The sequence below is a fragment of the Cupriavidus oxalaticus genome (assembly GCF_038900635.1).
Taxonomy (GTDB): domain Bacteria; phylum Pseudomonadota; class Gammaproteobacteria; order Burkholderiales; family Burkholderiaceae; genus Cupriavidus; species Cupriavidus oxalaticus_B.
This window is the reverse complement of the sequence record NZ_JAYMRX010000006.1, coordinates 141,792-154,544: the sequence shown is the minus strand read 5'-3', so window position 1 is coordinate 154,544 and position 12,753 is coordinate 141,792. Positions and strand designations below refer to the sequence as shown.

The window sequence follows — 12,753 nt, the reverse complement described above, 5'->3', positions numbered from 1 at the left end:
CCGGGGAAGTGGATGACCAGGCAGTCACGAGTAGTAACTCCATCGCTCACACTCGATGAATTGCTGGGCCAGTCATCCTGGTTCACGCAGTTGGATGCGCCTACTCGGGGTCAGGTCCGAGCCGAGGTATCGGAGCGTGCGATCGGCGTGGGTCAGAGTCTCGGACATCACGGCGAGCGGCAGCACTTCTGGTTCGGCATGCTCGAAGGTCTGATCAAGTGGTCCATCACTGCACAGGATGGGCGGACGGTCACGCTGGGCGGGCAATCCGTCGGGAGCTGGTTCGGAGAAGGTACGCTGATCCGCAACGCGCCGCGCCAGTCCGAACTCATTGCGCTGCGGGACAGCCGGGTGGCACAAGTCCCGCTTGCCACCTTCAACTGGCTGCGCCAGCATCAACCGGCCTTCAATGAGTTCCTGCTCTTGCAGGTGAACGAGCGCCTGCACTGGTTCATGGGGAGCGTGGCCGCACGCGGGCTGCTGGATACCGACAGCCTCGTCGCCAGGGCTCTGGTTGGCATGGTGCATCCACTCCTGAACCCCGCCGGCGAGCGGCACCTGCAGCTTTCGCAGGAGGAACTCGCGAACCTGGCCACCGTGTCCCGCCAGACTTGCAACAAGGCCATGATGCGTTTCAAGGACTCGGGTCTGGTGCGCACCGAGTACGGCGGAATCGTCGTGCTAGACCTGGCCGGGCTCCAGGCGATCGCGCAGTAGGTCGGGCGGAGATCATTCCCGCCGAGGATCGCTTCACGGTCCTCACCCCCTCGACAGAGAGGCGGCAGAACCGCATGGATGTGGCATAGGCGACCTCGCGTTTACGCTGACGCCAACTGTCGATACATCGACAGTCTTGCCCGTGATCGCCCGAAATAATGCGTGTCATACAAGACCAGGAGACACGCAATGAATCGCGCTCGTACGCTCTCAGCAGGCGCCGCCCCGGGGACCATCAGTTCGTCAGACCGGTCCGCGGAAGACACCGTTTACAAGAAAATCAGCCGGCGTGTAATGCCGATCGTGCTGATCGCCTACATCTTCGCTTTCCTCGACCGCATCAATATCGGGTACGCCCAGCTCCAGATGAAGCAGGACCTGGCGTTCTCCGACGCCGTGTACGGGTTGGGCGCCGGAATCTTTTTCGTCACGTACCTGCTCTTCGAGGTACCCAGCAACCTGCTGCTGGAAAAAATCGGGGCACGGCTTACGTTCCTGCGGATCATGGTGCTGTGGGGCCTGACGTCCGCAGCGACCGCCTTCGTCACCGAGCCCTGGCAGTTCTATGCGATCCGGCTGCTGCTCGGAATCTTCGAGGCCGGCTTTTTTCCCGGCGTCATCCTGTATCTCACATATTGGTATCCCAGCCACCGCCGCGGCCGCGTGACCGGGTTGTTTCTGTTCGGGATGCCCGTCACGGGTGTCTTGGGAGGTCCGCTGTCGGGAATGATCATGAGCAGCATGGAGGGCCTTGGCGGCATGCACGGCTGGCAGTGGCTCTTCCTCGTCGAGGGCCTCCCGACCGTCCTGCTGGGGTTCCTGGTCTATCGCATGCTTCCCGACAATCCCGACGGAACGCCGTGGCTGAGCAATGCGGAGAAAGCACTCGTTCGCTCGGTCATGAACGCCGATCACCGAGGCGATGCGCTGGACGGTCATCACGGCAAGCTCGCCGCAGCGCTGGCCGATCCAATGACCTACGTGCTTGCGTTCATCTATTTCTGCTGCGCGTGTGCCGTCTATACGGTCACGTTCTGGCTGCCGACCATGATCAAAGGGATTGGCATCGGGGAGATTGCCATGATCGGCTGGTATACGGCGGTGCCCTATTTCTTCGGTGCGCTTGGCGTACTTGTCATCAGCCGCAGTTCGGATTATTTCGGCGAGCGTCGCTGGCACGTCGGCGGAACTCTTGCCATCGGGGCTATCGCGCTGGCATCGACCTCCTTTCTCGGGACCGCCGTCGCGCCGGTCATGGCCCTTCTCTGTATCGCCGCATTCTTCATCTTCGGCGGCGGCTCGCTGTTCTGGTCGATCCCACCGACCTACCTTGGCCGACAGGCCGCTGCGGCCGGCATCGCGGTGATCAGCTCGCTTGGAATTCTTGGCGGCTTCGTCAGCCCCACGCTGATCGGCTGGATCAAGGGGGCTACCGGCAGCATTCAGATGGGCCTGTTATCGCTAACCGGCCTGGTTCTCGCTGGCGGCCTGACGATCCTCATCGGCCTGCCCAAAAGCGCCGTCCGCGTTGGCACCGGCCTCACGAACAGCACGCACTAGCCTCACCTACGGAACAGATTTGTCCCCTCTCAGGAGAAAACCATCATGAGCAAGCCAAAAATCATCGTGACCGTCGCCCCGACCGGCGGCATGGCCACCAAGACAATGAACCCGAACCTGCCGACGCAACCGCAGGAGATCGCCAACGACACCTACCGCTGCTACAACGCCGGCGCCAGCGTCGTGGCAGTGCATGCCCGCCGTCCCGACGACCAGGCGACTTGTGATCCGGCAATCTACAGCGAGATAAATCGCAGGATTCGCGACAAGTGCGACATCATCCTCAACAACTCCACCGGCGGCGGTATCAACGGCGATATGGTGCGTGAACTGAACAACGGATTGTGGGAAATCCAGTGGGAAGAGCGCCTGAAGGGCATGCAAGGTGATGGCGTCGAGATGTGCACGCTGGACGCGCAGACCGTGATCGCAAGTTTTGAAGGCAAAGAGATCCTGGTCGCCACCCCGCCCTCGCGAATCCGGCAGATCGCCACCATGATGAAGGCACGCGGCATCAAGCCGGAATGGGAGGTGTTCGGACTCGCCGACATCGTGCAAGATGTCCAGCGCGCCCTCAACGAGGGACTCGACGACGCCCCTCACTTTATCAATATTGTCATTGGCGCGAATGCGTTCCAGGGCGCATTGCCCTACACCCCACGTTTATTGCAGACGATGGTTGATCACCTCCCACCGCAAACGGTCTTCAATGTCAGCGCCATCGGCGCCGCACAACTCCCCGCTGCGATGAATTCGCTGTTGCTGGGCGGCCACGTGCGCGTGGGTCTCGAAGATAATCTGTACTACAGACAGGGGCAACTGGCGACCAACGTCCAACTGGTCGAGCGGCTCGTCCGCCTGGTACGCGAAATGGGCTACGAGCCAGCTACGCCGGACGAAGCACGGGAAATCATCGGCTTAAGACCGCTGCAACAGGAAAGCAACGCTGCGTGTCTGGCAGATTAGACTGGCTACAAAAGAACCCTGAGCCTGCCGTCGTCGACAGGCGTCATCTCACTGGAGCCGTGGCGAAACCCGGCACACTCCGATGCCTTGGCATCGAGGCAGCCGACGCACTCGAAATGGCGCGCTGCGAGTTGCTCGCCTTGAGCGCGGCATCGTCCGGCGACTTTCGTCGGCTGTCGAGCCCCCTGGTCTACGGATAAATTCTTTCGCCGCGATTGAGCATGCCGATGAACTCCTCGATCTTGCGCACCCGTGTTGCGGGCTTTTTGGCATTCTGTATCCGAAACAGGATAGCGTAGCGGTTTCGGCCGTTCAGCGTCGCAAAGAACGCGCTGGCCTTGGGATTGGCATCCAGTGCGGCCTGCAGGTCGTTCGGAACGACCGAGTTGCTGGCCGACGTATAGGCAGCCTCCCAGCGGCCATCCTCTTTGGCTTTCTCGATTTCTCGCATGCCCGAAGGAAGCATTCTGCCTGCGGCGATCAGCGCTTCGGCCCGGTCTTTGTTGAGCTTGGACCAGATACTTTTTGCGGAGCGTCGAGTGAAGCGTTGCAACCAGTATTCTTCACTTTCAGTCTGTTTTTGACCATCGATCCAGCCATGACAAAGGGCACTTTCCAGCGCCTGTTCGTAAGTCAAGGTTGGCTGCCCGGCGCCCTTTTTGGCAAGGCGCAGCCATATCCCGTTCGAGGTACCGCCGTTTTGCGTCAACCAGTTTTCCCATTCATTCTGGTAAAGGAATATCAGACGAGGCTCAGTCATGGAGGATCCGAATGGTTGCATTCAGGCAGCGCGGCTCTTTCGTTCACTGCAACCTCGCAGATTACCGATTTGCGCGGATTTGGGAATACCCGATTTATCGACAATTCAGCGTGTACATCGGAGGAAAGATGGAGGCCTTTCCTGGCGGAGCATCCAGTTGACCAGTTCCCCGCCAACATCGGCCATTGCCATCGGTTCCGGCGACGACCGGCAGGGGTCGGCTGCGGTCCCCCTTGCACGCCCCGGATATTGCCTGCGCCGCTCCGAACGGTCGTTCGCCTCAGGGGTATAGGCGCTATCGGGACCGGCAGCCCCTACCTGCTGCTGCCGCGCGCGTCGCCGCCGAGCGGCTCGACGATGAGCATGGTGCGATCCAGCACGCCGCGATCGTCAAAGTAGGCGCTGAAGTGCGCCGGCTGGTAGGCGCCCGCGTACATGCGATAGGACCAGGCCTCGCGTTTCATCAAAGGGTAGTACTGGATGGCCTCGCGCGGCAGGCCGAAGCGTTCGGCAACGTCCTGCTTGGTCCAGACGCCAGGGCGGGCCTCGTAGATCTCCTTCTCCGTCAGCATCTGGCGGAAATCGGTCAGCTTGCCGCTTGCGTCGAAGTCCGCCGCGTAAACCTGGAAGCCGAGCGGCTGCTTCGAATAGATCCATCGACTGGTCCCGTTGGCGAGCTGGTATGTCTCCGAGGGGGCGCCAAAGGTATCGCGTACGGCACTCTGCGGGCTTCCGAACATCTTCCGGGCGGTCTCCACAGGCTGGAGGGTGGCACAGGCGCACAGCAGGGTTGCCGCAACTGTGGCCAGCGCGGACAGGCGATGGCGCATGGTCGATCTCCGGTAAAGGCGGCGGGCGCGATCAGTTCAGCATAGTGCACGCCACGCCTGGGCAGGCGTTCCTGAGCCGCCCCGGTTTCACGAATCCCATAGCCGAGCCATCAGGCCGCTTGCCCTTGCTGGGCAGCGGCCCAGTTCTTCTCGAACGGCCGATCCCTTTAGCGCTGTGCGTCAAGCACTTTCAAAAGCAGCCTTACGTGTCCTCGTGCGTTTAGGCTTGCAATCGACGGCAGGCAGGCTGCAGCCTTCGGGGTGACCTTCGCAACAATGCTCGACCAGGAACGCTAGCAAGTGGTTCATGCGGTCAAGTTGCGCCCTGTAAATCACAAACTTGCCATCATGCGTGCTTTTGACCAGACCAGCATGGACCAATTCCTTCAAATGGAAAGACAGCGTTGCCGGCGGAAGGCCTAGTTCTTGAGCAATCCCCCCTGCATTCACGCCGTCCAGACCAGCGCGCACCAGCAAGCGGAAGATGGCGAGGCGAGAGCTTTGGGCAAGCGCAGCTAATGCCGCAACTGCGGTTTCATGATTCATTATTCGCGAGAATGTAAAGGCACCTGAACTGAAGGTGAACTTTGTATTTAGGGCTTGTCATGTAAATGTCATGAAGCGACATTTCATTGTCATCCTACCGGCCCGGCATTCCATATGCCTAGATTTTTGGAAATGTAATTCCTAATCTAGCGTTGTCAACAGATCGCTTAAGGGGGCTCAAGATGCGCATCACCCAAGCCACTTTGACGGCACTGGCTCTGGCCGCCCATTCGCATCTCGCTTACGGCCAGGCTGTTGTGAAGGCCGATGGCTCCAGCACGGTGTATCCGATCACGGAGGCCATCGCCGAGGACTTCCAGAAGGCCAAAAAGAACACCATCAAGGTGACTGTCGGCATTTCGGGAACGGGAGGCGGCTTCAAGAAATTCTGCCGGGCCGAAACAGATATCTCGAACGCGTCGCGTCCCATCCTGAAACAGGAGATGGAGGCCTGCGCAAAAGCCGGTATCAAGTACTACGAACTTCCCATTGCTTTCGATGCCCTGACCGTCGTCATTAACCCAAAGAACACCTTCGTCAAGCAGCTGACGGTTGCGCAACTGAAGACGATGTGGGAGCCGGCCGCGCAAGGAAAGGTTACGTCCTGGAAGCAAATTGACCCTTCCTTCCCCGATGCTCCGTTGAAGCTGTTCGGTGCTGGCTCCGATTCCGGCACGTTCGATTACTTCACTGAAGCCATAGTCGGGAAAGCCAAGTCGTCGCGAGGTGACTACACGGCGTCGGAAGACGACAACGTCCTGGTTCAAGGCGTGTCGCGGGACGTCAATGGCATCGGCTACTTTGGCTATGCCTATTACGAAGAGAACAAGAACAAGCTCAAAGCCGTACCTGTTGTCAACAAGGATGGCAAGGCTGTGACTCCGGGCCCAGCGTCGGTGATCGACGGCTCCTACAACCCGCTTTCCCGCCCAATCTTCATCTATGTGAACGAGAAATCCATGGATAAGCCGGAAGTCAAGGAATTCGTCGCCTACTACCTCCAGCATGGCGCCCGCCTGTCGGCCGAAGTCAAGTATGTGCCCCTGCCGGCAAAGGCCTACACCACCGCGGCTGAGCATATCGCCAAGAAGAAGTTAGGCACCGTCTTCGGTGGTGAGCCGGACGTCGCTGCCACCATCGAATCCGTGCTGGCTCGGGAAGCCAGGCTGTAATCAATCAATGGCGCGGGACTTTATCCCGCGCCTCGCCATCGAGGTTCGTGGGTTCCAATGCCAGACGTTCCGACCTTCAGTGTCTCCCCCCATGTGGTCAGCGACCGCTTGGCCAAGAAGGCCTTTCGGAACCGAAAAGAACGCGCGATTGAAATCATCCTTTTTCTTGCAGCCGGCGTGTCGGTCCTGACGACGCTTGGCATAGTCTGGGTATTGGTAACAGAGTCGGTGCACTTCTTCACCAGTATTCCGGCACGCGACTTCTTTACCGATACCCTGTGGACCCCACTATTCGCCGAGCCTCGCTATGGCATTCTTCCCCTGCTGCTCGGCACCCTGACTACTTCGCTGGTCGCCCTGGCCGTGGCCATTCCGCTTGGCACCACTATCGCCATATACCTGTCCGAGTTTGCCAACCCATCATTGCGGGAAATCATCAAGCCCTTCCTTGAGTTACTGGGTGGCATCCCAACCATTGTCTACGGCTATTTCGCCCTGACTGTGGTTACACCGTTACTGCAGGCATGGATGCCCTCGCTCCCCGGCTTCAACATGCTTTCCGCAGGACTAGTAATGGGCATCGCCATCATCCCCTATGTCAGTTCTCTGGCCGAGGATGCCATGCGCGCGGTGCCGATGGATCTGCGCGAGGGTTCTTATGCCATGGGCGGAACACGGTTCCAGACGGCTGTACGTGTGGTGGTTCCGGCCGCGCTGTCCGGCATCCTTTCGGCCTACATCCTTGGCGTTTCCCGGGCCGTCGGCGAAACCATGATTGTGGCGGTCGCAGCGGGTATGCAGCCGAACTTCACAATGAACCCGATGGAGCCCGCTCAGACCATCTCGGCATACATCGTTCAAGTCGCGTTGGGCGATCTTCCCCACGGCTCCATCGGCTACCAGTCCATCTTCGCCGCTGGCCTGACCTTGATGCTGATGACCTTGCTGTTCAACATCCTCGGTCACGTCATTCGCCGCCGCTATCGCGAGGCCTATTAAGGTGCACGCCATGCACCAGCCACCACTTGACCTCATTCGCAGCATCATCAGGGCTAACAAGCGTTGGGACCTCTTCTTTGCCATCGCCGGCTTCCTCGCCTTGCTGGTTGCCGTACTGGCGTTCGTCGCGCTCTTCCTGCAAATGCTGTACACAGGCTGGGAACGATTGACGCCCGAATTCTTCTCCAATTTTCCATCGCGACGTGCCTCGCAGGCGGGAGTGCTCTCCGCCTGGGTTGGCTCCCTGTTAGTGATGCTCGTCACGGCTGTCGCTGCCGTGCCCCTGGGCATTGCCGCGGGAACCTATCTTGAGGAGTATGCGCCCAAGAACCTGGTGACCGACCTCATCGAAATCAACGTCACCAACCTGGCTGGCGTGCCATCCATCGTGTATGGGCTGTTAGCACTGGGGGTGTTCGTCTATGCCTTCGGCTTCGGCCAAAGCATCCTGTCGGCCGGGCTGACGTTGGCCCTACTCATCCTTCCCGTTGTCATCGTGGCAACACGGGAGTCGATTCGAGCCATTCCCCAGCACATCCGCGAAGGGGCCTACAGCCTTGGTGCCACCCGCTGGCAGGTTACGCGCGACCACATCCTGCCATACTCCATGCCCGGCATCATGACCGGAGTCATCATTGGCATGTCGCGCGCCATTGGCGAAACCGCGCCCATCATCACCATCGGAGCGCTGACCTTCATCGCTTTTCTGCCGCCATCCCCGTTGTCGGCAGAGTTTCCCTGGCTCAACTTCGACTGGCTTTGGTCCGGCTTCACCGTGATGCCAATCCAGATGTTCAACTGGACCTCGCGGCCTGAAGAGGCCTTTCAACAGAATGCCGCTGCAGCCGGATTCATCCTGGTCTTGATGACGCTCTCCATGAACGGTCTTGCCATCTGGATTCGCTATCGCCTGAGGAAGGAAATCAAATGGTAAGCAGTAGCATCCCGCTGCAAGGCCAGGGGACGTTGACCGTACCCGCCCCCCATGACACCGCGCAGAGCGGCGCAACCATCGAGCAATCCGCCGTGAAAGCGGCGGCCGTCAACTTCAATTTCTACTATGGAGCATTCCACGCGCTCAAGGATGTAAACCTGCAGATTCGGGAAAAGCGGGTGACCGCCCTGATTGGCCCATCAGGCTGCGGGAAATCCACATTACTGCGCTCCTTCAACCGCATGCACGACCTCTATCCCGGCAATCGCTACGAAGGCGATATCCGACTCTACCCCGACAATACGAACATTCTCGACCACAGGGTCGACCCCATCGAGGTACGCATGCGTATCGGCATGGTTTTCCAAAAGCCGAATCCATTTCCCAAATCCATCTACGAGAATGTTGCCTACGGATTGCGGGTGCGCGGGGAGAAAAGCCGTAGCCGGCTCAATGACCGCGTCGAGCAAGCGCTGCGCAGTGCCGCGCTATGGGATGAAGTCAAGGACCGCCTGCAATCCCAGGCCACGGAACTGTCCGGCGGCCAGCAACAGCGCCTGTGCATAGCGCGCTGCCTTGCCACCGACCCTGAAATCCTGCTGTTCGACGAACCGACTTCAGCGCTCGATCCCATGGCCACAGGCAGTATTGAAGAACTGATCAGCCAGTTGCGCGCCCGAGTCACGATTCTCATAGTGACCCATAACATGCAGCAGGCTGCGCGGGTCTCGGACTTCACCGCCTATATGTTTCTAGGTGAGTTGGTCGAATATGGCCAGACCAACCAAATCTTCCTGAAGCCCGTTAAAAAGGAAACGGAAGACTACATCACCGGGCGTTTCGGCTGACCACTTGGAGTGGCGCATGCCAGGGAAGCACTTGTCCAGCCCCCGGCAAAGGTTGTCACTTTTCTCGGAGAGCGACGGTGGTCGGTGAGTCTCGCATCAGCTTCTGCAATACAAGGCGCGTGCCACTCGATCGATCCATGGATCGATCGATTTCCAATTCAAATCAGCTGCTTAGCCGTAGATGTGGCGGATTTTTTGCGAATCCCGGCCACCGCTCATGTGGTTCCGGGAACCAGCTGGTGGCTTCTCCTCCTTCGCGCAGTCGATTCGGCCATGACGCGCCATTCGACCTTGTACTCGGGCGGACATTCGAACGTCGGCTCCGATCAAGTACCGGGCCTTCGTGCTCATCGGGACATCGGCTCCTGCGGACCTTGGCGCCTGGGGAAGTTGCAGACCCCTCCGGATACCGCATTAATCCCCGCTCAACTCGCTAATCAATCGCTGAAGCGCTTCAAGGCTCACCGGCTTGACCAAGTGGGCATCGAACCCTGCCGCTTCGCTGCGCTGCCGATCTTCCTCCTGTCCCCACCCGGTTAATGCGATCAACACCACCGGCCTGCCGCGCGCCTGCTCTCGGATCTGGCGTGCCGCATCAAAACCGTTGATTCCCGGAAGACCGATATCCAGCAGGATGACGTCAGGCTGCCGTTCCGCGGCAACCTCCACAGCCTCGATGCCATCGAAGGCGGTGTGGACGTCATGCCCCTCCTGGGTAAGGAGCATGGCGAGCGATTCGGCGGCATCGCGGTTGTCGTCCACCACCAGAATCCGTCGCGGCGCGTTTGACTGCGTAACCCTGACGGGGGGCCACGATCCTCGGCGAGGGCCTTGAAGAAGTGGTCGACGGGCAGATGCAGGCGGCGTCCGGTATCGCGCGCCTCGACGTGAAGCACGCCCTTTGCGATCGAAAGGGTCGTGTTAGGCGCTATGACATACACATGGTCGGCCTTGACTGGCATGCCGTCCGCCGCTTCCCGCACGATCATTGGCGTGCCGGAGGCCAGCAGATCGCACAGCCTGCGCTCATGCTGAGGATCCAGATGCTGGATGACAACGAATGCCATTCCAACGGTGGGCGGTAGTGAAGCGAGCAACTGAGTCAACGCCTCCAACCCACCCGCGGACGCGCCTATTCCAACCACCGGGCATCCGGGGTCGGCGGATTGACGGGAATGCTCCTCCGCCGGCGCGCATTCCGCGAAAGCCGCGTCGGACCGACTTTCCTTCATGTGTCCCTCGGTGAACAGGGGTTTTGCATCGGTTCGGCTGGAAAGGGTAGCAACGCTTCCATACCGTCAGATCTTCCCAACAATCCCACCCGACCAGCGAAAGGTCAAGACTAGTGGTGCCCGCCAGGAATCGCTAAGCGCCGGCGGTTAGCTCGGCCGAGAAAATCAGCCTTTAAGTGCATATTAAGTCATGCCGGCAGGCTTTACACGATGCCATTGCCGAGAAGTCGCGATCGGCGTCAGGTGCCGACATGCTGCTGGCGGGACAGAACGAAGCAGCCGCCGACTTTATGCGCTTGCATCTGCGCAATGCGGTGCGAGAAAAAGTCAGATAGCTAGTCAATCCTGGTGACGCCCGCCGCAGCCTCAACGCTATCTTGCAGTCGGCACTGGTCCAATCAGCCGCGACTTCAGGCATGTTCACGTCTGAAACATACTTCTGCTCGATATTGCGCGAACCCCTAAGGAACTAATCTGACATCACAACAAAAGGGGGTCCTCATGAATCGGTCAATTCTGGTGATTGGTCTTGGCCTGCTGGCAATTCAGGGCTGCGCGACAAAGAACTACGGGCGGGTTGGGACGGTGACGGACTTCGAGCGGCAGACGATGTCCTGTCGCGAGATTCAGCTTGAGCAGGCAAAGGTAAATGGCTTTACCCAGGCCATTGAGAAGGAAAGCGAATTCAGTGGCCGCTCAATTCTGTCGTTCCTGGGAGACTTCGGCATCGGCAACATGATCGAGAAGAGTAGCGCGATGGAAAGCGCCGACCATCGGGCGCGTCAGTTGCAGACACTCAGCGACCAGCGTCAATGCTCCGAGGCGAAACCGCAGGCAGCGACGGCGTCAGCTCCAGTGCCAACCGCGAGCCGCTAGTCGGAAGCGGCACGGCCCGTAAATGATGGCGGCATTATTGGAAGCGAGCATGTGCTACTCCCTTCATACTGCGGCGAACCTGGTCGAGCTAGCGACGTCGACCGACCCGGGTTCGAATCCTCGAAAGTATTACGACGAAATTACGACGACTACCGAGAAATCGATTCGCCTTATCCTCGGTCAGTCGCAAAGCGGTCGCGGCAGCAATATCCGAGACGCATGGCTTGCCTACGGCCTCTACGTGGCATGGTGGAAACTCACGGCAAGTCATAGGACACCAGAGGACGATGAGCGTTTGCATAAGCTCGCGAGGCGATTCAGAGAGACGCCCTAGCGACGATGTTGCATCGGTGGTGACATCTCAAACCCGGCCTCCGCAGCATCGCCGCATCGATCCGTGAGAATCTCTATCAGCCGGCAGACGACGGGAGCCAGATAGGCTCCGCTGCGGTACATGATGCCGATGCGCCTGCCAAGGTCCAGCTTGCCGGGCGCCATGTCCAGCGCCCGAAGGTAATCGAGCCTGCCAAGCGTGTCCTGACTGCAGAGACTTAGCCAGCGGGATCCGTGCACGAGTTCAAGCATTGCGAAGCGATTCGAATCGGTTTCCACGCGCAGCCTGGGCTGGGGCAGTCCTTGTGCGAGGAAGGCGTCCTCGATCTGCTCCCGTAGCAAAACCCGCCGGGGCGGCAATACCCATTCCTCCTGCGTCAGGTCCTCCAGGCTGACGTTACGCTTGCGTGCCAGCGGATGACCGGCGTCCGCCACGACGAAGAGCCGATCCGTATACAACGGTTGCATCGTCACCTGCTCGATCTCGGCGTCGGGGATCCGCGCGACGATAAGGTCGACATCGCCGCTCAGGAGCGCATCCAGCAATGCATCGCCCAGCCGCTCGCGCAGATAGAACCGGGCTGCGGGTCGCTCGCGCACAAGCTGCTTGCAGGCACCGAAGACCAGAGATGCCGCAACCGTCGGGCTAAAGCCGAAGCGCACCGTGCCGACCACTCCGGCACGCATCCCTGCGAGTTCCCGCACTGCGTCGTCGTGCTCGAGGCGGATCTTCCGCGCCCGCGCGACCAATGCCGCTCCCGCGATGGTTGGCATCATGCCGCGGCGACTGCGCTCGAACAATGGCATCCCGACCTCGCGCTCCAGCCTCGCCACAGCCTTTGTCACGGCCGGCTGCGTCATGCCAAGTTGCTCCGCAGCGCGCAGTACGCTGCCATGCTCTGCAACGGCAAGCAGGTAGTCCAGATCACGAACGTCCATGGTATTCCCGACGGTTATATAAATTTTCCATTCTGAATATT

The 12,753-nt window shown here is 59.7% G+C and carries 13 protein-coding genes and 1 pseudogene; 8 read left to right on the top strand and 6 right to left on the bottom strand.

The window, feature by feature from the left end; translation table 11 throughout:
* Positions 1–12: 12 nt before the first annotated feature.
* The 3 genes from VSR71_RS12670 (at position 13) to VSR71_RS12660 (ending at position 3,243) form a co-directional block, all read left to right on the top strand.
* The gene (locus VSR71_RS12670) at positions 13–717 is read left to right on the top strand and encodes a Crp/Fnr family transcriptional regulator (RefSeq protein WP_342914202.1); all 705 of its coding nucleotides are present in this window, start codon (positions 13–15) and stop codon (positions 715–717) included.
* Between the two features lie 189 nt (positions 718–906).
* On the top strand, positions 907–2,277 hold the full coding sequence (locus tag VSR71_RS12665) for an MFS transporter (protein ID WP_342914201.1): 1,371 nt from the start codon (positions 907–909) through the stop codon (positions 2,275–2,277).
* Between the two features lie 45 nt (positions 2,278–2,322).
* Positions 2,323–3,243, top strand: a complete 921-nt coding sequence (locus VSR71_RS12660; RefSeq protein WP_342914200.1) for a 3-keto-5-aminohexanoate cleavage protein — start codon at positions 2,323–2,325, stop codon at positions 3,241–3,243.
* Between the two features lie 190 nt (positions 3,244–3,433).
* Here the strand turns inward: VSR71_RS12660 and VSR71_RS12655 are convergent, their stop codons facing one another.
* From VSR71_RS12655 to VSR71_RS12645, 3 genes are all read right to left on the bottom strand, one after another.
* Positions 3,434–4,003, bottom strand: coding sequence for a YdeI/OmpD-associated family protein (locus VSR71_RS12655; protein ID WP_342914199.1), 570 nt, complete (start codon positions 4,001–4,003; stop codon positions 3,434–3,436).
* Positions 4,004–4,317: 314 nt separating this feature from the next.
* Entirely contained in the window at positions 4,318–4,833 is a 516-nt protein-coding gene (locus VSR71_RS12650; RefSeq protein WP_342914198.1) for a hypothetical protein, read from the bottom strand.
* Positions 4,834–5,013: 180 nt separating this feature from the next.
* On the bottom strand, positions 5,014–5,379 hold the full coding sequence (locus tag VSR71_RS12645) for a metalloregulator ArsR/SmtB family transcription factor (protein WP_342914197.1): 366 nt from the start codon (positions 5,377–5,379) through the stop codon (positions 5,014–5,016).
* 182 nt (positions 5,380–5,561) lie between these two features.
* Between VSR71_RS12645 and VSR71_RS12640 the strand changes: the two genes are divergently transcribed.
* The 4 genes from VSR71_RS12640 to pstB all read left to right on the top strand — a co-directional run bounded on the left by VSR71_RS12640 (position 5,562) and on the right by pstB (position 9,332).
* The gene (locus VSR71_RS12640; protein ID WP_342914196.1) at positions 5,562–6,551 is read left to right on the top strand and encodes a PstS family phosphate ABC transporter substrate-binding protein; all 990 of its coding nucleotides are present in this window, start codon (positions 5,562–5,564) and stop codon (positions 6,549–6,551) included.
* Positions 6,552–6,659: 108 nt separating this feature from the next.
* A complete protein-coding gene (pstC, locus tag VSR71_RS12635; RefSeq protein ID WP_342914195.1) occupies positions 6,660–7,550 on the top strand; it encodes a phosphate ABC transporter permease subunit PstC in 891 nt (296 codons plus the stop codon).
* 10 nt (positions 7,551–7,560) lie between these two features.
* On the top strand, positions 7,561–8,484 hold the full coding sequence (gene pstA, locus VSR71_RS12630; RefSeq protein ID WP_342914194.1) for a phosphate ABC transporter permease PstA: 924 nt from the start codon (positions 7,561–7,563) through the stop codon (positions 8,482–8,484).
* On the top strand, positions 8,478–9,332 hold the full coding sequence (gene pstB, locus VSR71_RS12625) for a phosphate ABC transporter ATP-binding protein PstB (protein WP_342914193.1): 855 nt from the start codon (positions 8,478–8,480) through the stop codon (positions 9,330–9,332). Before pstA ends, pstB begins: the two co-directional genes overlap by 7 nt.
* A 414-nt stretch (positions 9,333–9,746) precedes the next feature.
* Here the strand turns inward: pstB and VSR71_RS12620 are convergent, their stop codons facing one another.
* Both VSR71_RS12620 and VSR71_RS12615 read right to left on the bottom strand, forming a co-directional pair.
* Positions 9,747–10,094 (bottom strand): response regulator, encoded by a 348-nt coding sequence (locus tag VSR71_RS12620; RefSeq protein ID WP_342914192.1) that lies wholly within the window; start codon positions 10,092–10,094, stop codon positions 9,747–9,749.
* A gap of 59 nt (positions 10,095–10,153) precedes the next feature.
* Positions 10,154–10,564: pseudogene (locus VSR71_RS12615) on the bottom strand (chemotaxis protein CheB); the annotation flags it as partial.
* Between the two features lie 501 nt (positions 10,565–11,065).
* Here VSR71_RS12615 and VSR71_RS12610 point away from each other — a divergent pair.
* Positions 11,066–11,440: a hypothetical protein gene (locus tag VSR71_RS12610; RefSeq protein ID WP_342914191.1), complete on the top strand. Its 375-nt coding sequence runs from the start codon at positions 11,066–11,068 to the stop codon at positions 11,438–11,440.
* A 330-nt stretch (positions 11,441–11,770) separates the two neighbouring features.
* Here the strand turns inward: VSR71_RS12610 and VSR71_RS12605 are convergent, their stop codons facing one another.
* Positions 11,771–12,712, bottom strand: a complete 942-nt coding sequence (locus tag VSR71_RS12605) for a LysR family transcriptional regulator (RefSeq protein ID WP_342914190.1) — start codon at positions 12,710–12,712, stop codon at positions 11,771–11,773.
* Between the last annotated feature and the right edge of the window lie 41 nt (positions 12,713–12,753).